Genomic DNA, 23,003 nt, shown 5'->3' with positions numbered 1-23,003 from the left:
TTTGTATTTAAATAAATATAATAAAATGTAATGATTTGATATTCAGTAATTATTGTTATATTTATGATGTTAAACAATTTAAAAAACAATAAGATGATAAACGTTAAAACTCTAGTAAGACCCGTTTTAGTATTCGTTTTTGCCCTTGCATTTTTATCCTGTAAAAACAACAAAATGGAGAAAACAGAACCTCTAAAAACAGAGGATACTGTTGCGGCTGTTGCGGTATTCATGCCTTTTAAAATTATAATGATTAAGCACAAGGTTGCTGATTATGGTAAATGGCGAAAAGTATACGACGCACATGATTCTATTAGACAAGTCTATGGTATTGAGCATTATGTCATAGGAAAGGGTATCGAAGATGCAAATATGATTTTGACGGTGGACAAATTCAACGATTTAATGAAAGCAAAAGATTTTAGTGCACTTCCCTTCCTTAAAACGGCCATGAAAAATGCTGGTGTCGTAGGTAAGCCTGAATTTTCTTACTTTGATGTAATACGTAATGATGACTCAAAAATTGAGCAAAAAGAGCGATTGATGGTGACGCACCGCGTGAAAGATTTTGACGCTTGGCTCAAAGTTTATGATGCCGAAGGTACAGCCAAAAGGATGTCCGAAGGTTTCATTGATAGAGGAATGGCAAGAGGTATTGAGGATCCCAATGTAGTGACTATTGTTTTTGCAATTACTGATATGAAAAAAGCGAAGGCAAGCATCACCTCCGAAGCAAAGAAAAAATTGATGAAGGAGGCGGGTGTTGAAGGTTCTCCGCAACTGTTTTACTACACAATAGAGGAGTAACCTATTTGTCAATTCATAAAGGATTCGGTACTTTTAATTGCATTTTGTCTCTAAAAAAAGGACAAAGCCCAAAAGGGGATTTTCTATTGTGATAATCCTCTTTTTTGATTTTAGCGATCAGTATATTAAATTAATTGCCTAATTTAGAAGGACAATAAAAAGTTGTATTGGGGGTTGTCCAAGTTAGACTTGGCGTTATTCCAATTTTAGAAGTATTAAAATAATAAACCATCAAATGAAAATAACTAGAGATAAAATTCACAAAAGACTGCATCAGGAACCCTATTATATACATCCAAAATTAAGGGTGTTTCCAAATATTATTTTGAATTTAATTGGTTTTCTTATATCCGTTGCAGTGATTGCAGTTTTGCTTTATCTGCTGGTGCATTTCTTACTCAATAATTTTTACCACTTGAATTGAAACTTTTTCACTGTCGATTTTCATACCAGTAGGTAAAAATTTCTTTTCCTTTTAATTCTTAGTTTCCATTAAACGGGTGCCCATGACTGTTGGGATTTACCTTTCAAATGCCTTAAGAGAAATAGAATAGGAAGTGCCCAAGAACTGGAAACTATTGTTTGTTTTTCAATCGGGCTTTAAAAATCTTTTCAAACTTCTCCAGTTTAGGCTGAATCACCATTTGACAATACATTTTGTTTTTGTTGTTTTCATAATAATTCTGATGGTACTCTTCCGCTTTATAAAATTTTGTAAACGGTTCTAATGTCGTTACAATGGGACTATCATAAACTTTTTCTTTCTTTAAAGCACTAATTATGGTTTGTGCCTCCCGTTTTTGTTCTTCATTTTTGTAAAAAATCACGGAGCGGTATTGTGTTCCGGTATCTGCACCCTGACGGTTTAAAGTGGTTGGGTCATGAACGGTGAAGAATACTTTGAAGATTTCGTCTAAACTAACTACGGTTTTATCAAAAGTGATTTGAACTACTTCTGCATAACCCGTTCTCCCAGTGGAAACGTCTTCATATGTTGGATTGCTTGTTTTACCACCCGAAAATCCAGAAATGACAGTTGTTACTCCCTTTAAGTTTTCATAAATGGCTTCCACGCACCAGTAGCAGCCCCCGCCAAGGGTTATGGTTTCAAGATTTGATGTTTTTGTCATTTTGCCAGCGTTATTTTTTTGCCCAAACACAGATGTTACTGCAAGGAGGCAGATTAGAATTAATTTTTTCATACGAAGGTACTCTTTGTTTTTTAAACGAATTGGATATCGCCAATTTTCGCTATTGATAGCGATTTGGGATCCTAGTGATTGTATCTTATTTGGTGTCGGGTTCAAATTCCAGAGAGACTGCATTCATGCAATATCTTTTTCCGGTAGGAGCAGGGCCGTCGTCAAAAAGATGTCCTAAATGGCTGTTGCATCTGCCACAAAGGGCTTCAACTCTTTGCATTCCGTAGGAGTTGTCTTTTTTAAAAACAACACTCGTTTTGTTTTCTTGTTCAAAAAAACTGGGCCAGCCGCAGCTACTGGTAAACTTTTGATTCGATCGGAATAATTTATTGCCACAAACGGCACAGTAGTAGGTTCCTCTTGTTTCGGAATCCCAAAGTTTTCCGGTAAAGGCTCTTTCGGTTTCGGCTTTACGAGCAACCCGATACAAAGCTTCCGGTAATATTTTTTCCCATTCTTCGTCAGTAATAGTGAGTTTTTCGGTGCTAGTGCGAGAGTAATACGTGTTTTTGATTTTATCCGTTTTGTTTTCCATTGTATTCGGTTTTTTGGGTTCGATTTTTTTGTTTACGGTTTGTCCGCAGGCCTGAAATAGGAACATGTGAAGCATTATTACTACCTTAAAAAGCAATATTCTGTTTTTCATAAATTCTTGGTTTTACATTCGATACAAAATTACTAATTAAGTAACGCTGAAAATGTCATTTAGTTTACAATTGGGGTCTTCTTTATGTATAATTTAACACTTGCTTGTTGCTTCGAAAAATGTTTATAAATTTAAGAATAGTATCGGTTTAATTCGTAGTCAAACACAAGTTAAACTTTTCACAAATTCAAAATCCTGACGAACAGCGTTACTTTTTTTGTATTTTTGACAATCATAAAAAACCATGAAAGAAGAAGAAGTTATTTTAGTGAATGAATTTGATGAGCAAATCGGACTGATGCCAAAATTGGAAGCGCATAAAAAGGCTGTTTTACATCGGGCATTCTCTGTTTTTATTTTGAATAAAGATAATGAAATCATGTTGCAACAAAGAGCACACCAAAAATACCATTCTCCGCTATTATGGACGAATACATGCTGTAGCCACCAACGCAACGGCGAAACCAATATTAATGCAGGAAGCAGGCGATTGTTTGAAGAAATGGGATTTAAAACGGATTTAAAAGCGCTTTTTCATTTTATCTATAAAGCCCCCTTTGATAACGGATTGACAGAACATGAACTCGATCATGTCATGATTGGGTATTTTAATGAAAATCCAACGATTAACCGGGAAGAGGTTGAAGACTGGAAATGGATGAGAATAGAAGATGTAAAAGAAGATATACTGCTTCATCCAGAAATATATACGGTTTGGTTCAAGATTATCTTTGATAAATTTTATCATTATTTAGAAGATCACAAGATTTAAAATTATTAAATGCCTCCCTTTTAATGAAAGTAACCATATCTAGAAAAGCCCATTTCAACGCAGCACATCGATTGTATCGAAAGGACTGGTCTTTTGAAAAAAACGATTTGATTTTTGGGAAATGCAACAATCCTAATTTTCATGGACACAATTACGAACTGATTGTAAGTGTAACTGGTGCAATTGATTTGGAAACGGGATATGTTATGGATGTAAAATTCCTTACGGACATCATTAAAGAGGAAGTCGAAAACGAATTTGATCATAAAAACCTCAATTTGGACGTTCCAGAATTCGAAAATCTAAATCCAACAGCGGAAAATATTGTAGTTGTGATTTGGAATAAGATTCGAAAAAGAATCAAGCCAGAATTTGATTTGGAAGTTGTTCTTTATGAAACCCCCCGTAATTTTGTAACCTATAAAGGTGATTAATGACATTAAAAGTAGGAGATGCACTTCCAAATTTTAAGGCAAAAGATACCAATGGAACCGATTTTGACAGTCAAACTATTGTTGGAAAAAAACCAGTGGTTGTGTATTTTTATCCAAAAGACAATACGCCTGGTTGCACTGCTGAAGCCTGCAGCTTTCGCGATCAATACGAGGATTTTAAGGATTTGGGAGCCGAAATTATTGGTATAAGCAGTGACAGTGTCGTCTCGCATCAAAAATTTAGCAAGCAATACCAATTGCCCTTTCTGCTTTTATCCGATGAGAATAAAAAAATCAGAAAACTTTTTGGAGTCCCTAATGATTTACTGGGATTAATTCCTGGAAGAGCAACTTATGTAGCTGATAAAAACGGAAAAATTATTCTGATTTTTAATAGCATGTCGGGCAAAATTCACATTAAGAAAGCATTAGAAATTCTCCAGAAAAACATATAGTTTCCGATTTATTTATATATTAGCCTACTGTTAAATTAAATAGTCTATTCGTAGAACACACAAATTAGGAATAACTTTCTGCCATTACCAAATAAATAATAAGAAAATGAAATTATACCCTTTACAATTTAACCCCATTCTTAAAGAAAGGATTTGGGGAGGAACAAAATTAAAAACGGAACTTGGTAAACCGATTGCTTCTGAAATAACAGGAGAAAGTTGGGAATTATCTACCGTAGAAGGCGATGTGAGCATCATTGCGAATGGCGAATTAAAAGGAAAATCCCTTACTGAAATCATTAACGCGTTTCCGAATGAACTTTTAGGTACTGAAGTCTATAGCCGTTTTGGAAAACAATTCCCGTTGCTTTTTAAATATTTGGACGCCAGAGAAGATTTATCGATTCAGGTACATCCCAATGATGAATTGGCAAAAAAACGCCATAATTCTTTTGGAAAAACGGAAATGTGGTACATCATGCAAGCCGATGAAAATGCGCGTATCATTGTAGGTTTCAAAGAAAATTCGAATGCAAAGGAATATGTCGAAAATTTAAATAATAAAACATTACTCACAATCCTTGATTCCGTTCATGTACAATCGGGAGACGTTTTCTTTCTGGAAACGGGAACCGTACATGCCATTGGAGCAGGATTAGTGGTGGCGGAAATTCAGCAAACATCGGATATTACTTATAGATTGTATGATTTTGATCGGGTAGATGCTCAGGGAAAAACTAGGGAATTGCATGTCGATTTAGCATTAGATGCCATCAATTACAATAGAGTGGAGGCTAAAAGGAATTATGAAAAAACGGAAAACAAATCAAATGCAGTAGTGGACTGCCACTATTTCACTACCAATTTTATTCCGCTAAACGGAAGCCTTGAGGTTACTAAAAACGGAAATTCATTTACAGTTTATATGTGTACCGAAGGCGCTTTTACAATTGAAATTAACGGAATCGTGAATCACTACAAAAAAGGCGATACGGTTTTAATTCCGGCAAGCATTCCCGAATTGAATCTAAACGGAAAAGCTTCTGTCTTAGAAATTTATATTAAATAGTTTCAAATTCAAAGTTTATGTGTACTTTTGCACCCGAAATAAGAAATTTAAAAAAATAGAATACCATGGCAAACGTTAAAAATTTAAAGAAAGACATCAACTACGTTTTAGGAGATATTATAGAAGCGGTTTACTTATTTGAAATGTCCTCTACCGGACAACCAACCGAAGCCACTAATGCATTGATCGATGAAGCAATTGCTGCTTTTGATGTATTAATCACTAAAGTGAACGCTAAGAAAGTAGAAGATAAAAAAGCGCATTTCAAGCAAATCAACGTAGAATTAGAACAAGCTGCAAATCAATTGATTGCTAAAATCAACGGATTGCAATAAAAAAAAGCAATAAAAAAGTGTGATTTTATTTTGCAAATATAAAATACACTTCTATATTTGCACCCGTAATACCGCCAGTGTAGCTCAGTTGGCTAGAGCAGCTGATTTGTAATCAGCAGGTCGTGGGTTCGAGTCCCTCCACCGGCTCAGAGTAAAAAACCATCACATTTTGTGATGGTTTTTTTGTTTTTGAGTAGTAGTCAATCTTTTCAGAAAGTCCTTTTTTCTGATATTGAATTTATAAGAAGTTTTCCGGGTTACCCTAAATAATGTGTAAATTGGCTTTAAAATTTCCCTATAGTTTTTGGACTTAATCCGAAAGTGGCTACTGTCTCAATGGCCTCTTCTTTCAGAAATCATTTCCATTCTCTTTTTTCGTTCCTCTATGAGCTTGCTGTATTTTTCCTTTTGATTTTTATACAACAAGTACATGATTTTCAAATCGGTAGTTTCTGATAAAGCTTGGATTTCTTTTAGTTTGTCTTCCTGTGACCCTTCTTTTTTTATCAAGACCTCCTGTGTTTTAACGCTCTCGGTCATGATATTTGAAATGGCTATTACCTGAAGTTCGTCTAAGGTTAGTTCCGTTTTTAAGTTATCCATTATTTTACCAACAGTTAGTTCAATCGGAACTTCCTTTTTGGTTTCCTGACGGCTTCCCTGATTCATTCCGGAGTTCATTTGGCTCATTCTGTTGCTTCCTCCATAACGATTCCCATAACCATTATTGCCATATTGAGCGGAAGTAGTAGTAATGAACAATATTATAAAAGCACCGGACAATATCTTTTGAATTGTTTTCATGTTAATACGTTTAAAAAAAGGTATAAAACGATAGGTTTTAGAATTAAACAGGTTCGCCATACAAATCAAATTCAGTGGCTTCAATAATTTTTACCATTACAAATTCGCCCGTTTTGATATAATGTTTTGAAGCGTCAATTAAGACTTCATTATCCACATCTGGACTGTCAAATTCTGTTCTTCCTACAAAATGACCACCTTCTTTTCTGTCTATAATACATCTGAAAGTTTTGCCTAATTTCTCTTGGTTCAAATCCCAAGAAATCTGGGATTGCAATTCCATGATTTCATTTGCACGGTCTTGCTTTACAGTATCAGGTACGTCATCTTCCAATAAGTAGGCATGCGTATTTTCTTCATGAGAATAGGCAAAACAGCCCATTCGGTCAAACTTCATTTCCTGAACAAAGTCTTTCAAGATATTAAAATCCTCTTGGGTTTCTCCAGGATACCCCACGATTAATGTGGTGCGAATTGCCATTCCGGGAACAGCTTTCCGGAAATCTTTTAATAATTTGGTTGTTTTTTCTTGTGTGGTTCCCCGACGCATTGATTTCAAAATAGAATCTGAAATGTGTTGCAGGGGAATATCAATGTAATTGCAAATCTTTGGCTCCCGTTTCATGATTTCCAATACATCCATCGGAAATCCAGTAGGGAAGGCATAATGTAAACGAATCCATTCGATTCCCTCCACTTTTACTAAAGCTTCGAGCAATTCTCCAAGATTTCTTTTTTTGTATATATCTAACCCGTAATAGGTTAAATCTTGGGCAATCAAAATCAATTCTTTTACACCATTTTTAGCCAAGCCTTCGGCTTCTTTAACCAATTTTTCAATGGTTTGAGAAACGTGTTTCCCACGCATTAAAGGAATGGCACAAAAGCTACACGGTCTGTCGCAGCCTTCGGCAATTTTTAAATAAGCATAATTTTTTGGAGTAGTCGTTATTCGCTCTCCCAACAACTCGTGTTTATAATTGGCACCCAATGCTTTGAGTAAAGCAGGCAATTCGGTTGTGCCAAAAAACTGATCTACATTTGGAATTTCTTTTTCTAAATCAGGTCTGTAGCGTTCAGACAAGCATCCAGTTACGAAAACTTTATCGACTAAGCCGCGTTGTTTCTTATCGGCATATTCTAAAATCATGTTTACGGATTCTGCCTTGGCATTATCAATAAATCCGCAGGTATTAATCACAATGATGTTTCCTTCCTCTTCGGCAGGAGCTTCATGGGTCACATCTTTTCCGCTGGCACGCAATTGCCCCATCAGTACTTCACTGTCATACACGTTTTTAGAGCATCCTAAGGTGATTACATTGATTTTATTTTTCTTTAACGATTTGGTTCTCATAGATTTAAAAATTGGATTACAAAATTACGTTTTTTATCATTAGATGCACCATGGTTTAGCAATATTTAAAGGCATTAGGCATCATATTTTTTGTACGATATACGTAAATTATGCAATCGAATCATAAATTTTTTAAGCTAAAACTTTGTAACTTTGAATTTTGCAACTTAGAACCTAAATAGATGAACATCCCAAATGCTACAAATCCAAGAATAGTAATTATAGGCGGAGGTTTTGCAGGCATTGCATTAGCCAAAGAATTAAAAGATAAAAATGTTCAGGTTGTGCTTTTAGACAAACACAATTATCATACTTTTCAGCCCCTTCTATACCAAGTGGCAACTGGCGGACTGGAAGCGGGTTCTATAGCTTATCCCCTTCGGAAAATAATTCAGGAATACAAGGATTTCTATTTCCGGCTTACCTCAGTAGCGGAAATCGATACCAAAAAGCAAAAAATTATAACTGAAATAGGAGACTTGCATTACGATTATCTCGTAATCGCCACGGGTTCTAAAACCAACTATTTTGGCAACAAGGAAATAGAACGCAATTCGATGGCTATGAAAACCATTCCACAATCGCTCAATATTCGCAGTTTAATTTTAGAAAATTTTGAACAAGCCGTTCTTATCAAAGACAGTTCTGAAAAAAGCAGCCTCATCAACTTTGTACTTGTTGGTGGTGGGCCAACAGGGGTAGAGCTCGCAGGAGCATTGGCCGAAATGAAAAAAGCCATTCTTCAAAAGGATTATCCCGATTTAGACATCAAGAAAATGCAAATCAATCTCATTCAGAGTGGTGACAGAATTCTGAACACCATGAGTGAAGAATCTTCAAAGGAAGCAGAAGATTTTTTGAAAAATTTAGGGGTAAAAATTTGGAAAAATGTTCGTGTCACGAATTATGATGGTAGAACCATAACTACAAATTCCGATTTGACCTTTGATACGGCCACCGTAATTTGGACGGCTGGAGTTAAAGGCGCATTAGTTTCGGGGCTTGACGCAGCATCTTTGGTTGAAAACGTAAAACGCATTCGGGTAAATCAGTACAATCAGGTAAAAGGATACGACACAATTTTTGCTGTGGGCGATGTTGCTATGATGGAATTGGACAATTATCCGGAAGGACATCCCATGATGGCGCAACCCGCTTTACAACAAGGCAAACTATTAGGAGAAAATATTATAAAATTAATCCATAAACAAAATATGGTTCCTTTTGAATATCACGACAAAGGATCCATGGCTACCATAGGACGCAACAAGGCGGTAGTCGATTTGCCCCACTACCATTTCAGTGGTGTTTTTGCTTGGTTTGTATGGATGTTCGTACATTTGGTTTCGCTGATTGGTTTCAAAAATAAAGCGGTAGTTTTCTTAAATTGGATATACAATTACATTCGTTTTGATCGTGAGGGACGGTTAATTATTCGTCCGTATAAAAAGAAAAGTTTTGTTACGTTTACAAGCGATGAAGTGTAAATAATTGCAATTTGTATGTTTATTTTTAGCTTATAGTTCTCTTTCTCTATAATAATTCACCATCAAATCTACAAATTTACTGTAGCTATCCATGCCATCTTTTTGTTGATTCATTTTTAGAAAATTGTCATAAAAAATCCGGAAACCCGTTTCAATTGGTGTTTCGTATTGTTTCCAGAACTCTTCGCTTTCCTGATAGTTTTTTAGAATTCCGGGATGAATGGTTTGTAGCAATTGTTTCAGAGTTTTTGGGTTTCGAATTCCCCAATTAGCCAAACAATAGCGCAACGCCAAACTATATCCTGAGTATTTAAAATACAAATTTTCATTTTTAACGGATGCTAAAAAGCCGATAAAATTGCATTCGCTCTCGCTTGCATATCCTATTTGGTGCGCCATTTCGTGACAGGTTGTAGTGGGAAAATTGAACAAAGGTCCCAAATAATTTACTTGAGCTTCATTGGTAAATGGATTTAAATATCCTCCAAATCCCATATAAGATAGCGGCAAACTGATAATCGATTTTTTTACACTTAAATTCGAATATTTAAAATCAGAATATTCATCAGATAAATTTTTGTAACCATCCAAGTTCATTTTGAATGTTTGTTCTTGGGAGTACGGAAATACAATTTTTAAACTATCGTTTTTTGTGATTTGATGTTGAATGGTATTCGTTTTTGCTATTAATTTTTGAGTAAATAATAACAAATCAGCATCTGAATATTCGGTGTTGATTTTCATTTTTTCAAAAAGGGGTTGGCGGTAATAATTGAATGCCCAAAGTAAATGAAACAAAAAATAGAATACGGAAAAGAAACTTAGAATTTGTAAAATATTGTTTTTTAAATTGGATTTAGCTCCGCTCGGTTCAGCTGCTCCTCGGGTCCAAGATGTCCTTTTGTTCCAAAACCATCTTAAAACAAAGAAAATTAATAAGAAATAGATGCAATCTCCAATAGAAAAGAAAATCTTGCCAAACGCAAACCTCAAAAAACCGGAAATAATTGGGTACACCCCATTGCTGTAAAAATGCTCAATGTATTCCGGAAAAAACGAAACGATTTGCAGGAAAATAATTTGAACAAGAAGCAAAAAGGGGAGGATGTATTTTCGTTTCACGGGATTGTTTTTGAACCGTAAATATAATTACAAATCAATTAGTATCGAATAAGAATTTAAACTTTGTAACTTTGGAAGTTACAAACTAAAATTCATAAAATGAGCCAAGAAATAAGAAATCTCGAACCCAAAGCGCTTTGGAATAAATTTGCTGATTTGAATGCTGTACCCCGACCTTCCAAAAAAGAAGAGCGTGTGATTCAATTCATGAAAGATTTTGGGAATAGTCTCGGATTAGAGACTTTTGAAGATGAAATCAGAAATGTAATTATCCGGAAACCCGCAACTCCAGGAATGGAAAATCGCAAAGCGATTGTATTGCAAGGGCATTTGGATATGGTACACCAAAAAAATAGCGATACTGTTTTTGATTTTGACAAACAAGGCATTGAGATGTATGTTAACGGTGACTGGGTTCGAGCCAGAGGAACAACTCTTGGTGCCGACAATGGTCTTGGGGTAGCTATGATCATGGCCATTTTAGAAAGCAAGGAAATTAAACATCCGGCAATTGAAGCCCTTTTTACCATTGATGAAGAAACAGGAATGACTGGGGCGCTGAATCTGAAAGGGGGTGTACTTCAAGGTGAAATCCTTTTGAATATGGATACCGAGGAAGACGATGAAATTGATATTGGCTGTGCCGGTGGAATTGACGTCACGGCAACCCGTTCCTATCATGAAGAAGAAACTCCGGAAGATTCCGTAGGATATGTCATAACCGTAAAAGGCTTGACTGGCGGGCATTCTGGCATGGATATTCATAAAGGTTTGGGCAATGCCAACAAGATAATGAATCGTTTGTTGTTTGACGCATTTGAGAATTTTGGACTTCAGGTTACCGAAATCAACGGTGGAAGTTTGAGAAATGCGATTCCACGGGAAAGTGTGTCGAAAGTCATTGTGGCTGCTATGTATGACGAAGCTTATGTGTTTGACATGCAGGAAATCATCAGCGATATTAAAACCGAATTCAAAACCACTGAACCTAATTTGGTCATAGAAATCGTGAAAACCGATTTACCTGAAAAAGTAATGGATTTGGGAGTTCAAGAAGGAATTATCCGTTCGATTTATGCAGCCCATAACGGCGTTTACAGAATGAGTGCCGATATGGAAAATTTGGTAGAAACTTCCAATAACGTGGCAAGAGTAATTATTAAGGACGGCGAAATTTCCATAGGATGTTTAACGCGTTCGTCTGTGGAAACTTCCAAATTTGATTTAGCCAATGCTTTGCGTTCTGCTTTTGAATTGTGTGGTTGCGAAGTAACTTTATCGGGATCCTATCCAGGTTGGACGCCCAATGTAAATTCAGAAATTTTAGATTTATTGGTTAAAATCTACGAAAAACAAAACAATGAAAAACCAAAGGTAGTTGCTTGCCACGCCGGTTTGGAATGTGGTATTTTAGGAACTAATTATCCAAATATGGATATGATTTCTTTTGGACCAACCATTCACGGGGCGCACTCGCCAGACGAAAGAGCAAGTATAAAATCTTCTCAAAAGTTTTATAAATTTGTGGTGGAGATATTGGAGAACATTCCTATGAAGCGGTAGCTTTTAAATAACAAAAAACTCACTTTTTACAGTGAGTTTTTTGTTTAATTTCTTAACCAAATAAAATGAGGAATAGTAATGGAAATACAACTCCGGCAACGGTCAGTTTCCAACCTCTATTTTTCCAGCTAAATTTTCCTGCTTTTATCATTATGGTCCCAGTTAAAGCGATGATGATTAAACTGATTGCAAAAATATCAGAATAATAAATCCAGAAATTTGAGTTGTTTTTATGCAAACTCATGGATTGGCTTATGATTGGTGTTTTTATAAAGGACACGATTTCTCCTTTTCCGGTTTTCATGTCAATCTCCACATCGTGTTTTTCAAAAGAAATTTTAAAGGTTCCTTTTTTTACCATATGACGCCTCATCTTGTCATTAATGCCTAATTTCCCCCCCAAATCTTCAGCAAATTTTTCATTGATTTCGCTTTCTTCTGGTAATTGTACTTCAATGGTTTTTGTTTTGGTGGTATATTTATCGGGATGCCAAGATTCCCGGTGGTTCATCATAAGGCCTGAAAAGGCAAAGGAAACAATTAATCCGATATAGAAATAGCCTAAATCGCGGTGTAAATTTCTGAAGTTAATTTTTTTCATTTTAAAAATTATAATTTATTGTTAGCGCATAATTTCTTGGGGCAATTGGGTTCACACTATTGTCATCGTGAACATTGTAGCTCAAGGTGTCAAAGATATTACTTATTTTACCTCTGAAAGTAAGTTGATGGAATTTATAGCTGATGGTAGCATCAGATTGAAAATAGTCTGGTAAAGCCACTGGTTTTCTTGGGTCATAAATAGATCTAATTTGAGTTGAACGACCAGCCGCTCTTGCTCCAACATAAGAATTGATTAGCCCTAAATTTAATCCTTTTAGTTTTCCATCGTTGAAAATATAATTGAAATTCAAATTGGCGGTATTTTTTGGCATATACAAAATAGAGCTACCCACAATATAAGTGTTGCTTGATGTGTATTTTATTTCGGTAAAACTATACCCTGCCAATAGTGAAAGTCCTTTTACTGGATTGGCAACCAAATCAATTTCTACTCCTTTACTTTTTGTGGCGCCAGACATTTCTTTGATGTTTACATCTGCATTTCCATTAGCCAAACTTTGCTGTGCCAAATTATCATTTTCTATTTGGTACAAGGTTAGATTTGCAAATAGGCGTTCTTTAAACAATTCATTTTTTAGACCTGCTTCGTACTGTTTTATAGTTGATGGCTCCATGGCTTTTCCTGTGGCATAATCTATTCCTGTATTTGGAACAAATGAATTCGAATAACTGGCAAAAAGAGAATGATGCTCATTTGGTTGAAAAATCAAGCCAAATCTTGGAGAGAATGCGCTATCATATTGGTTTGTGACGGGGTCAGTTTTTTCTCCGGTTACTGTAGGAACTGGTGCTGCCGTTGTTATTGGTGCAGTGGTATATGTGATTTTATTGTTTTCGGTATCTTGGTAGCTGTATCGAACGCCAGCCAAAACTTTAAGATATTTATTGAAACTGATTAAATCTTGAACAAACCCACCGACTCTTTTTATGGAAGGAGTTATCAAAGTGTTTTTTGCCATCATAGGGATGTCAAATCTAGCGCTAGATAAATCAGTGGTAAAAATGTTTATCGTATCGTAGTTCATATTTTTATAAGCCAAAGTTACTGTTTTATTCTCGTCAGTATCTACACCAATAAGCACTTGATGGTTCAAGTCCCACGTTTTGAATTTTCCTTTTAGATTCAATTCTTGTAACCAATAATTATCTTTTGCTTCAGAGCGTTGGACGCTTCTTTTCCAGTTTCCATCTGCATCTACAGATAGAATTGGAGCTGAATTTGCAGGAGTACCCAAAACTGTATTTGGTCTTGCATTGGCAAATAAATCGGTTTTGTAATATCGAAATGAATTTACAAAAGATAAATCCCAATTATCAGACAGTTGATGCTTTAATGTTGTAGTTTGGGATGCTTGTTCTGCTTTATTGTATCCCCAGGAAATACCTGTAAATCGCTCTCTTGGCAAATCCACCAATTCATAATTGATGATTCCTGCGCCAAAATCAGGTGTTCTTTCATCTTTGATATAATCAGCTTCAACTAATAATGAGGTTTTTTCCGTGAAATTAATTAAAAAGGATGGATTTATATATTTTGTTTCTGAGCTCACTCCTTTTCTAAAACTATTGGCCTGTGTATTGGAACCATTCATACGGAAGGCTACTTTTTTACTATCACCCAATCCCCCATAAACATCAAATGTGGTTTTGTATAAATCAAAACTTCCTATTCCTATGGACACATCCGCACCAGAATTAAATTTTGGTTTTTTAGTAATTAAATTCAAAACGCCACCCGCTGTTACGTTCCCAAATAATATGGCAGCACTTCCTTTTAAGAATTCCACTTTTTCAATTCCGCTCATTTCAGTAGGCATCCCATTAAAATAACGAACACCGTTTTTGAAGGTATTTGAACTTCCTAAGGAATAGCCTCGAGAAGCAATTTCTTCCTGATACCCTCCGGTATTTCCCATAATATAAACACCATTTGTGTTTTTCAAAACATCGGTCAGAGAAACGATTTGCTGATTCTGTAATGTAGCTTGATTAATAACGGATACACTTTGTGGTAAATCCATTGGTTTTATGCCTGATTTGCCAACAAATACAGGGTTTTTTTGTTGTTTTGCATTAATGATAACTTCTTGAAGGACTTCTCCTTTTTTGTTTTTTACGGTATCCAAAACGGTATAGTAGGTTTCATTATTATTGGTTTTTTCGCTAATACTTGCCGTTTCTTGTGCAAAACCGGATAGACAAAATAATATGGAGACAATAAGTAGTAAAATATGTTTCATGTTGTTTATTTGGAATAATTAAAAATAACAATGCAAATATAAAACCCACATTTGAATTAACAAAACTTATTTAGACTAAATATGAATAATATTTATTAACTTTTTCTTAAGTATTATTTATCAGTGTTTTATATGCCAAAAAAATCCTGCTTTTATGGAGCAAGATTCTTGATTAAGTTGAAAAAACGGAATTTTTTATTTGCTTTTCTTCATTGAAAACTGTTCGGAACTGAGTTTCCCCTGTTGGATTCCTGAAATTACAGCAACCAGACTGTCTTTCGTAATCAGATTGTAAATGATTTTCTTAGGATAATCATGATTCGGATTTTCAAAAGTTATTTGTTTTTTAGTTTCGTTAGTTAATTTAAAAGCAACAGCTTTGTCATTGTTTTGCCCTTTTACTGTTGTAATGTAATTTAAACGTCCGCCTGTTTGTTTTAGTTGAATGGTTTCAAAATGCAAGGTGTCTTTGGATTTTATGAAATAGCATTGTCCATTATAAATGCTATCATTTGTTTTTTTCCAAATTTCAATCAGGGTGCCTTGTTCGGATTTGTTTTCCCAAGTTCCAATTAACCAATCGGCATGAATCATTTGCGTTGCTTTTTCTGATTTTTTGCAGGATGCGAACGATAAAATTAGGACTAGAATGCGAATTGCCTTTTTCATGGATAGGTATTTTTGGTTTTAATTGTCTAGATGGCTATCGTTACGTTTTGCCAAACCTCATGTTATCTTTGATTTAGAATCATGGTGATTTCATGAGATTTTGAAATCTATTTGAATATTAATAACGGATTGCAAAACTATGAAATTAATACCAACTAGACCAAATGGAAGCAGAAATCCTTGTTGTTATATTAATTGGTATTTATTCAACTTTATTTGAAACAGAATGCCGTAAAAAGCCTTAAAAAAAATCTGAAATCTGCAATCTGAAATCTGCAATCTTTTTTGTATTTTTGCACTCCAAATAAAGAATAAAATGTTAGACAGACTTCAAATAGTAAAACAACGCTTCGACGAGATCTCGGATTTGATTATTCAACCGGATGTAATTGCCGATCAAAAGCGATACGTCCTACTAAGTCAGGAATATAAAGGATTAAAAGCGCTTGCCGAAAAACGAGACGAATATGTTCTTTTGATGGCCAATATTGATGAAGCCAACGAAATAATTGCCGATGGGAGTGATGCAGATATGACCGAAATGGCCAAGATGCAACTCGAAGAAGCAAAAGAAAGATTGCCAGAACTAGAGGAAGAAATCAAGTTCATGTTGATACCAAAGGATGCCGAAGATGCCAAGAATGTCATGGTGGAGATTCGTGCTGGTACTGGCGGAGACGAAGCGAGTATTTTTGCAGGGGATTTGTTTCGTATGTATACCAAGTACTGTGAAAACAGAGGTTGGAGAACTTCAGTTGTGGATATGAATGAAGGAACTTCGGGCGGATTTAAAGAGGTGATTTTTGAGGTTACAGGTGAAGACGTTTACGGTACTTTAAAGTTTGAAGCTGGCGTTCATCGTGTGCAACGTGTACCGCAAACGGAAACTCAAGGTCGGGTTCACACCTCGGCAGCGACGGTTATGGTGCTTCCGGAAGCCGAAGAATTTGACGTACAAATCGATATGAATGATGTTCGTGTCGATTTTTTCTGTTCTTCTGGACCTGGCGGACAATCTGTAAATACGACAAAATCAGCGGTTCGATTGACGCACATTCCAACTGGTTTGGTGGCGCAATGTCAGGATCAAAAGTCGCAACATAAGAATAAAGATAAAGCCTTGACGGTTTTGCGTTCTCGTTTATACGAACAGGAATTGGCTAAAAAGCAAGAAGAAGATGCCACTAAACGTACTTCCCAAGTGAGTTCCGGTGACCGTTCTGCCAAAATTAGAACCTACAATTATGCTCAAGGTCGTGTAACGGATCATAGAGTTGGTTTGACCTTGTACGATTTAGGAAATATCATGAATGGCGACATCCAGAAAATTGTTGACGAATTGCAATTGGTTAACAATATGGAGAAACTGAAGGAAGCGAGTGAAGTTTTCTAAGCAGACTGAAAGAGAATAGACGAAGAGATACTAGATTAAAAAATGCCATACTGAAATGTTTGGCATTTTTTTTAACACCTTGTGAACTTTGCGAAAAACTTTGCGAACTTTGCGGTTAAACACACAACGATGACAACTACTGAACTAATAGACCAAATAAAAATCAAAAAATCGTTCCTTTGTGTAGGATTAGATGTTGATTTGAATAAAATTCCACCACATTTATTAGCATTGGAAGACCCGATTTTCGAGTTCAACAAGGCGATAATAGATGCGACTCACGATTTAGCGGTGGCATACAAACCCAACACGGCTTTCTTTGAAGCGTATGGAATAAAAGGTTGGATTTCTTTGCAAAAAACCATCAATTACATCAACGAGAAGCATCCCGAAATCTTTACGATTGCGGATGCCAAACGCGGTGATATCGGCAATACTTCGTCTATGTATGCCAAAGCTTTCTTTGAAGATTTAAATTTTGACAGCGTAACCGTTGCACCCTATATGGGAAAAGATTCGGTCGAACCATTTTTGGCTTTCGAAAATAAACATACCATTCTATTGGCTTTGACATCAAATGAAGGTGCGTTTGATTTTCAAACGTTGCATGTTAGCGGGACCCGAGGCGAAGCCGAACAGAGCGGAGCTAAAGAATTATACAAACAGGTTTTGGAAACATCAAAAATTTGGAAAAATTCTGAAAATCTGATGTATGTTGTTGGTGCAACCAAAGCCGAATATTTTGCAGATATTCGAAAAATTGTTCCGGATAGTTTTCTTCTGGTTCCCGGTGTTGGCGCACAAGGCGGAAGTCTTCAAGAAGTTTGTAAATACGGAATGAATGCCAATGTAGGATTGTTAATTAATTCTTCACGAGCCATTATTTATGCTTCGAAAGGAAGGGATTTCGCTGAAAAATCGAGGGAAGAAGCGTTGAAAATGCAACAAGAAATGGAAGAAATACTGTATAAAACACAAAAACAGATCGGAATATAATTTTAATTATGCTCCTTCTGTTTGAATGGATATTATTAAAATGCGAAGTCTAAAGTTTGGCAAGATCATCAGGGGATGATATTTTACAAATCATGTGAAAATCGATATCGATCCATTCGCTCACTTTTATCATGCCCATCATTCTGGATTGTGGTGTAAGTCCAAAATCACGAATGGTCATTTTTTTCTTTCCATCTACAACATATTGATTGCCATTGCCCTTTATGGAAATTGGAATGGAATAATATCGGGTGATGCCGGTGATGGTTATGCTTACCAGTGCATTTCCGTTATAGGATTGTCCTTTTTCAGAGATAGGTTGTATGTCTAAATAGTTTATTCTAACTTGTAAGGTGGGATAGGTATCTGCTTTTAATAGTTGTAAAAAATCATTTAAAGCCATTTTGTTGTAGGAAGAAAAATTCTTAACCGCAACAAAAAGTAAGTTCTGGCTTAAAAACAGTTTGTTTTGAGATTCTGTAGCTTCAATTGTTGATTTGCCTCTGGTGAGTTTGTCGCCATCCTGAAAGAGTTTGAATGACACTACGTTGGTTGATCCGCTAATGGTTAGGGAGCTGTTTTTAAGAAGTTCGACCGAAACCAAATTTTGCGCTAATGCAGAAGGGATAATTATGAAACTTAATACGAGTAAACCAATAAGCCTTTTCATATATGTAAATTATATTTCTCAGAGGTCATATCTGTCTGCCGACAGGGCAGGTATGGGTATCGCCGTTTACTTATCAGTGTTTGTTTGCAACAAACTCGTTGTAAGTGTGGCGATTTTATACTATAAAAATAGTGATTTTTTTTAATATATAAAAACCGGCGAGAGGGTATCTCACCGGTCTTTTTTAAAATAAAATTAGAATGTAATTACTGCCTCAAACATTAAACCTTTAAAACTACCACCGTATAAATCATTAGGAGTTGTACCTGTAAATTGGGCATAATCTTTATATTCTTGGTTTACATAAGCCAATTTAGATACGATGTTTTTTGTCATAAACCAACCTAAGCTAGTTTCAAGTCTGTTTACAGTTACTGCTTTAGTATCAGCATTTGCTAATTTCCCAGAAACAGTACCGTATCTTCCACCTACATAGAATTTTTCGTTAGATCCAAATCTATATACTACATCTCCAGTATATTGGTTCACTGTGCGTTTATCATCAACACCTGCTTTATCTCCACCTGAAGCAAATTCTAAAGTTCCGAAGAATTCAAGACCTTGGTATTTTACAAATGGGTTTATCATAATGTTAGTTGACCAATTTCCAAATCCAGGGTTAAATCTACCAGTGGTTGGGTTTGCAGCTAAATCCGTGGTCATATTGTTTGTTACTGGTGCGGCTCCGTTAGCATAAGCGGCATGAGACATTACATAATAGTAGTGGCTACCGGCTCTATCAGAGGAGTATAAATTTCCACTAGTGTTTGCACAGTGGTATAAAGATGCTGTAAGTCTTACTCTCAAATCTTTATCGATTTGTTTGTCATATCCTAATTTTGCTAATATGGTTGGGCTAACCGTTGTGTTTGGATTAGGAGCAGCTACAGTAACAGATTTCGCGATGTATTCTCCAACATTTTGGTTTAATTTTGAGTTTGTTATACCCAACATGCTTACCCATCCACTTCTGTTGTAATATACTTCAATTCCAGGTTCTGTAGTGAAAGAATCCATAATGTTGCTTTCAATAAAAGGATTTGCTAAAGCATTCCCATTGTCAGATCTTCTGAAGTGAGCATCACCATAGTTGTTTTCCATTTGCCCAATTTTGATAGTGGCGTATTTCATAACATCAGCCAAGAAATCTTTTCGGATAAAGTCTAGTTTGTCAATTTGCAAATACCCTCCCTTTACCCAAGTTTCATTGTGGTGTCTTGCGGCAAGGTACAAATCTAAATTTACACGAACTCCATCAAACAATTGTGCTCCTAGGGTCATGTTTGCTGTAGGTAAATTAAGGTTGTTAGACAAATTGTTTAATTTATAACCAACAATTGTTGCGGGTAAATCCTTTTGATCATTGAATGAATTTAAACCTTGAAACTGCAATGCGAAAGCGGCACCTAGATCGATACTAAGTCCCTTAAATGCGACACTGTCTTTTTTTACGTCAAATTGGTTAATTCCTCTTTGGTCCCGTGGGATTTGGTTTTGGATGTGACCAAAGGTTGTCTGTGCCTTCATATTGCCTGACAAGCAAAAGGCGGTAATGATTAATGATATTTTAATAAATGTTTTCATAATACGAATTTTTAAATGAATTAATTTTAGGTTATTTGTTATTTTTATTTAGGGTATTGATTATTATTATCCTTTAAATGTTACGTCAAATTTAACAGTAACGGCATCTCCAGTGGTCATACTACCAAAAAAGGCTGTAGGTGGTTTTATTTTGAAATCAGTCATTTTTACAGGGGCACTGCCTTTTAGTTGGTAATCTCCACTTTTTGTGATTTTTCCAATGGTTTTGAAACTGATTTTTTTAGTTTCTCCCGCCATGGTCAGATTTCCCGTCAATAGTATTTCAGCATCTTTATCCATCAATTTGGTTTGTGAGGCTTCTATTAGTTGGAACGTAATGGTAGGATTTTTTTTGGCATCAAAAGCATCATACGTTTTGCCGTCCATAATACTTTTTCCACTTTTTAAGGAAAGAACCGGAATTTTTATCACTAGCGTGTTAATCTGTTTCGAATTGGTTGTTCCCAATTCCCCATTAATTTTTCCTACTTTAATTTCCCAATCATGAACATTGGAGGTTCCCAAAATGCTCATTGTTGAAGACTGTGGAACAATATTTTGAGCTATAATGGTGTTTGGGGTGTAGGACATAATACTTACAAAAAGGATTGTTAAATATTTTGAAAAATTTAAATTAATCATCATCATTTAATTTAGTTAATTATTTAGTTTTTTAGATAATCAGTGTGTCAATTATCTTATACAAATGTACTTTGGATATTATATATATTTCCTGACAATTATCATATTCCAATTTTTTTCGATGTAAAACCGATTAATTTTATCTTATAACATTTAAATTAACAATTTAAATAATTTATTATTGTTTGTAAAAAGATTCAATTTTAATGATGAAAATATTTTAGTGTATTGATAATTAGTAGCTTGTTAAGCATTGTCTAGTTGTTAATCCCCTTATTAATTTTTTGTCTTTCAATGAAATCTTAAGATTAGATTAAAACTCATTTTTTTTATGTCTAAATCTTTAGAGTTTTGTAAGTGGATTCAAAATGGTTACGGTTATTTCAAATGATACATTTAATTGTCACACCTTATTATAGCTCTCTTGTTTTTTATCCTTTTTGTTTTCTTCAAAAAAAGGCTATATTTACAAAAAAACAGACCATTGCTTAACTACACTATTTACGAAAACTCAAACAGCAACCAGTGGGTAACTTTCGTTCATGGTGCTGGTGGAAGTTCCTCCATATGGTTCAAACAAATTCGGGATTTTAAAAAAAAGTACAATGTGTTGTTGTTGGATTTGCGTGGTCATGGAAATTCAAAGGCCACTTTAAAGACAGTATTTAAACAAAAATATACGTTTTCGGCATTAGCCAATGATATCCTGGAAGTATTGGATTATCTGAAAATAGAAAAATCTCATTTCGTAGGAATTTCATTAGGTACCATCCTCATTCGGCAATTGGCAGAAATGCATTCAACTAGAGTGCAAAGTATGGTACTCGGTGGCGCTATTTTAAAAATGAATTTTCGGTCTCAAATTTTGATGAAGTTGGGCAACATGTTTAAATATGTATTGCCTTATTTGGTGTTGTATAAGTTTTTTGCATTTGTTATTATGCCAAATAAAAACCATAAACAATCTAGAATCTTGTTTATTAATGAAGCTAAAAAATTATATCAAAAAGAATTTATAAGATGGTTTAAGCTCACTGCTGAAATTAATCCAATTCTGAAATGTTTCCGTCAAGTGGAATTGAATATTCCAACTCTTTATGTGATGGGAGAGGAAGATTATATGTTTTTGCCATCCGTGCGACAAGTAGTCGAAAGGCATGCTAAATCTTCAAAATTGTTTGTTATTGAAAGATGTGGGCATGTGGTAAATGTGGAGCAGCCAGATGTTTTTAATGAAAATGTCATTTCATTTCTCCAGACTATTCAATAAAAAAATGCCAATACTTGAAAGTACTGGCATTTTTTTAACTAACTCTAAACAAATAACCTTTTATTACCTTACAAATATCCTAATTAGTTAGGAGGTATACTGTTAAAGGGGTGTTATATATATGTTGGCGTTATGTTAAAGGTTTTCTGATAATTTATTTAATGTCTTGTAAGGCAAAAACCTTCCGTAAGATATCCGAAGTTCGGGCATCTAAATTGGTTCGAACCGCTTTTTCTTCAACAGCAACCATTGTAAAAACGCCTTTTGTCGCCTCTTTAGTTACATAATCTTTCAAATCAGGATTTACTTTATTGACCAGCGGAATCGAGTTGTATTTTCTGATGATATTTGCCCAAACTTTATCAGCACCAACTTTGCTTAATGAACTTTGAATTACAGGACTGAATTTTCCATAAAGCGCTGTTGTTGTCGAATTTTGTAAATACAACGTGGCAGCAGAATCATTTCCCATTAAAATGTTTTTAGCATCATAGAAGGTCATATTTTTTACAGCATCAACAAAAATGGGTGTCGCTTCTTTTACGGCGTTTTCTGCAGCCCTGTTCAAGACTTTCAATCCTTCATCTGCCAAACTGCTCATTCCAATATTTCGTAGGGTTTTATCTACTTTTTGTAATTCTTGAGGCAATAGGATTTTAACGGCTTCATTTTTATAAAAGCCATCCGTAGCTGTCAATTTTGAAACTTGTTTGCTAATTCCATTATTTAGAGCTTCTTTCAATCCTGCGGCAATATCAGGATTCTGCATATTGCCCAGTTGCGGGTATTGACTGGCTATTTGTTGTAATTCGGCACAACTGGAGAGTGATAGTAATGCAATTAAAGCGATAATTTTTTTCAT

General features: G+C 35.2%; 23 protein-coding genes and 1 tRNA gene. 12 read left to right on the top strand and 12 right to left on the bottom strand.

The features are described 5' to 3' along the window. The first annotated feature begins 93 nt into the window (after nt 1-93). A complete protein-coding gene (locus DB895_RS01805; RefSeq protein ID WP_133242633.1) occupies nt 94-807 on the top strand; it encodes a hypothetical protein in 714 nt (237 codons plus the stop codon). Nucleotides 808-1,382: 575 nt separating this feature from the next. Here DB895_RS01805 and msrA read toward each other — a convergent pair. Next, nucleotides 1,383-2,009, bottom strand: a complete 627-nt coding sequence (msrA, locus tag DB895_RS01800) for a peptide-methionine (S)-S-oxide reductase MsrA (RefSeq protein WP_116723620.1) — start codon at nt 2,007-2,009, stop codon at nt 1,383-1,385. An 85-nt stretch (nt 2,010-2,094) separates the two neighbouring features. Further along, on the bottom strand, nt 2,095-2,655 hold the full coding sequence (gene msrB, locus DB895_RS01795; RefSeq protein ID WP_116723619.1) for a peptide-methionine (R)-S-oxide reductase MsrB: 561 nt from the start codon (nt 2,653-2,655) through the stop codon (nt 2,095-2,097). 244 nt (nt 2,656-2,899) lie between these two features. Between msrB and idi the strand changes: the two genes are divergently transcribed. The 6 genes from idi to DB895_RS01765 all read left to right on the top strand — a co-directional run bounded on the left by idi (nt 2,900) and on the right by DB895_RS01765 (nt 5,867). Next, on the top strand, nt 2,900-3,427 hold the full coding sequence (gene idi, locus DB895_RS01790) for an isopentenyl-diphosphate Delta-isomerase (protein WP_116723618.1): 528 nt from the start codon (nt 2,900-2,902) through the stop codon (nt 3,425-3,427). A 23-nt stretch (nt 3,428-3,450) separates the two neighbouring features. After that, complete coding sequence (locus DB895_RS01785) at nt 3,451-3,861, top strand: 6-pyruvoyl trahydropterin synthase family protein (protein WP_116723617.1); 411 nt, start codon at nt 3,451-3,453, stop codon at nt 3,859-3,861. Further along, nucleotides 3,861-4,316 carry a peroxiredoxin gene (locus DB895_RS01780; RefSeq protein WP_116723616.1) on the top strand — a complete coding sequence of 152 codons (456 nt, stop codon included), beginning with the start codon at nt 3,861-3,863 and terminating at the stop codon, nt 4,314-4,316. Before DB895_RS01785 ends, DB895_RS01780 begins: the two co-directional genes overlap by 1 nt. A gap of 106 nt (nt 4,317-4,422) precedes the next feature. After that, nucleotides 4,423-5,385, top strand: coding sequence for a type I phosphomannose isomerase catalytic subunit (locus DB895_RS01775; RefSeq protein ID WP_116723615.1), 963 nt, complete (start codon nt 4,423-4,425; stop codon nt 5,383-5,385). A 65-nt stretch (nt 5,386-5,450) separates the two neighbouring features. After that, nucleotides 5,451-5,720 carry a hypothetical protein gene (locus tag DB895_RS01770; RefSeq protein ID WP_116723614.1) on the top strand — a complete coding sequence of 90 codons (270 nt, stop codon included), beginning with the start codon at nt 5,451-5,453 and terminating at the stop codon, nt 5,718-5,720. Nucleotides 5,721-5,793: 73 nt separating this feature from the next. After that, nucleotides 5,794-5,867 (top strand) — tRNA-Thr (locus DB895_RS01765). Between the two features lie 186 nt (nt 5,868-6,053). On the opposite strand, the gene DB895_RS01760 is transcribed toward DB895_RS01765, so the two are convergent. Continuing rightward, nucleotides 6,054-6,524, bottom strand: coding sequence for a hypothetical protein (locus DB895_RS01760; protein WP_116723613.1), 471 nt, complete (start codon nt 6,522-6,524; stop codon nt 6,054-6,056). Nucleotides 6,525-6,567: 43 nt separating this feature from the next. Further along, nucleotides 6,568-7,881, bottom strand: coding sequence for a 30S ribosomal protein S12 methylthiotransferase RimO (gene rimO / locus DB895_RS01755; RefSeq protein WP_116723612.1), 1,314 nt, complete (start codon nt 7,879-7,881; stop codon nt 6,568-6,570). 182 nt (nt 7,882-8,063) lie between these two features. Here rimO and DB895_RS01750 point away from each other — a divergent pair, with 182 nt between their 5' ends. Beyond that, complete coding sequence (locus tag DB895_RS01750) at nt 8,064-9,368, top strand: NAD(P)/FAD-dependent oxidoreductase (RefSeq protein ID WP_116723611.1); 1,305 nt, start codon at nt 8,064-8,066, stop codon at nt 9,366-9,368. Between the two features lie 30 nt (nt 9,369-9,398). On the opposite strand, the gene DB895_RS01745 is transcribed toward DB895_RS01750, so the two are convergent. After that, nucleotides 9,399-10,490: a DUF3810 domain-containing protein gene (locus tag DB895_RS01745; protein WP_116723610.1), complete on the bottom strand. Its 1,092-nt coding sequence runs from the start codon at nt 10,488-10,490 to the stop codon at nt 9,399-9,401. Nucleotides 10,491-10,589: 99 nt separating this feature from the next. Here DB895_RS01745 and DB895_RS01740 point away from each other — a divergent pair, with 99 nt between their 5' ends. Further along, the gene (locus tag DB895_RS01740; protein WP_116723609.1) at nt 10,590-12,053 is read left to right on the top strand and encodes an aminoacyl-histidine dipeptidase; all 1,464 of its coding nucleotides are present in this window, start codon (nt 10,590-10,592) and stop codon (nt 12,051-12,053) included. Nucleotides 12,054-12,105: 52 nt separating this feature from the next. Here the strand turns inward: DB895_RS01740 and DB895_RS01735 are convergent, their stop codons facing one another. The 3 genes from DB895_RS01735 to DB895_RS01725 all read right to left on the bottom strand — a co-directional run bounded on the left by DB895_RS01735 (nt 12,106) and on the right by DB895_RS01725 (nt 15,586). Then, entirely contained in the window at nt 12,106-12,654 is a 549-nt protein-coding gene (locus DB895_RS01735) for a PepSY-associated TM helix domain-containing protein (RefSeq protein ID WP_116723608.1), read from the bottom strand. A gap of 1 nt (nt 12,655) precedes the next feature. Beyond that, entirely contained in the window at nt 12,656-14,917 is a 2,262-nt protein-coding gene (locus DB895_RS01730; RefSeq protein ID WP_116723607.1) for a TonB-dependent siderophore receptor, read from the bottom strand. 195 nt (nt 14,918-15,112) lie between these two features. Further along, entirely contained in the window at nt 15,113-15,586 is a 474-nt protein-coding gene (locus DB895_RS01725; protein WP_116723606.1) for a DUF6265 family protein, read from the bottom strand. Nucleotides 15,587-15,902: 316 nt separating this feature from the next. Between DB895_RS01725 and prfA the strand changes: the two genes are divergently transcribed. Both prfA and pyrF read left to right on the top strand, forming a co-directional pair. After that, on the top strand, nt 15,903-16,979 hold the full coding sequence (prfA, locus tag DB895_RS01720; RefSeq protein WP_116723605.1) for a peptide chain release factor 1: 1,077 nt from the start codon (nt 15,903-15,905) through the stop codon (nt 16,977-16,979). Between the two features lie 129 nt (nt 16,980-17,108). Further along, nucleotides 17,109-17,975 carry an orotidine-5'-phosphate decarboxylase gene (gene pyrF, locus DB895_RS01715; protein WP_116723604.1) on the top strand — a complete coding sequence of 289 codons (867 nt, stop codon included), beginning with the start codon at nt 17,109-17,111 and terminating at the stop codon, nt 17,973-17,975. A gap of 49 nt (nt 17,976-18,024) precedes the next feature. Here the strand turns inward: pyrF and DB895_RS01710 are convergent, their stop codons facing one another. The 3 genes from DB895_RS01710 to DB895_RS01700 form a co-directional block, all read right to left on the bottom strand. Beyond that, nucleotides 18,025-18,645, bottom strand: coding sequence for a YceI family protein (locus DB895_RS01710; RefSeq protein ID WP_116723603.1), 621 nt, complete (start codon nt 18,643-18,645; stop codon nt 18,025-18,027). 195 nt (nt 18,646-18,840) lie between these two features. Further along, a complete protein-coding gene (locus tag DB895_RS01705) occupies nt 18,841-20,229 on the bottom strand; it encodes a hypothetical protein (RefSeq protein WP_116723602.1) in 1,389 nt (462 codons plus the stop codon). A gap of 66 nt (nt 20,230-20,295) precedes the next feature. Further along, nucleotides 20,296-20,871, bottom strand: coding sequence for a YceI family protein (locus DB895_RS01700; RefSeq protein ID WP_166426916.1), 576 nt, complete (start codon nt 20,869-20,871; stop codon nt 20,296-20,298). A 484-nt stretch (nt 20,872-21,355) separates the two neighbouring features. Here DB895_RS01700 and DB895_RS01695 point away from each other — a divergent pair, with 484 nt between their 5' ends. Beyond that, entirely contained in the window at nt 21,356-22,141 is a 786-nt protein-coding gene (locus DB895_RS01695; protein ID WP_116723662.1) for an alpha/beta fold hydrolase, read from the top strand. 154 nt (nt 22,142-22,295) lie between these two features. Here DB895_RS01695 and DB895_RS01690 read toward each other — a convergent pair whose 3' ends face one another. After that, entirely contained in the window at nt 22,296-23,003 is a 708-nt protein-coding gene (locus tag DB895_RS01690) for a DUF4197 domain-containing protein (protein ID WP_116723600.1), read from the bottom strand.

Origin of the sequence: Flavobacterium psychrotolerans (assembly GCF_003097635.1) — a bacterium.
GTDB lineage: Bacteria > Bacteroidota > Bacteroidia > Flavobacteriales > Flavobacteriaceae > Flavobacterium > Flavobacterium psychrotolerans.
Note: the sequence above shows the minus strand (reverse complement) of the source record. Positions and strands in the feature narration are given on the sequence as shown.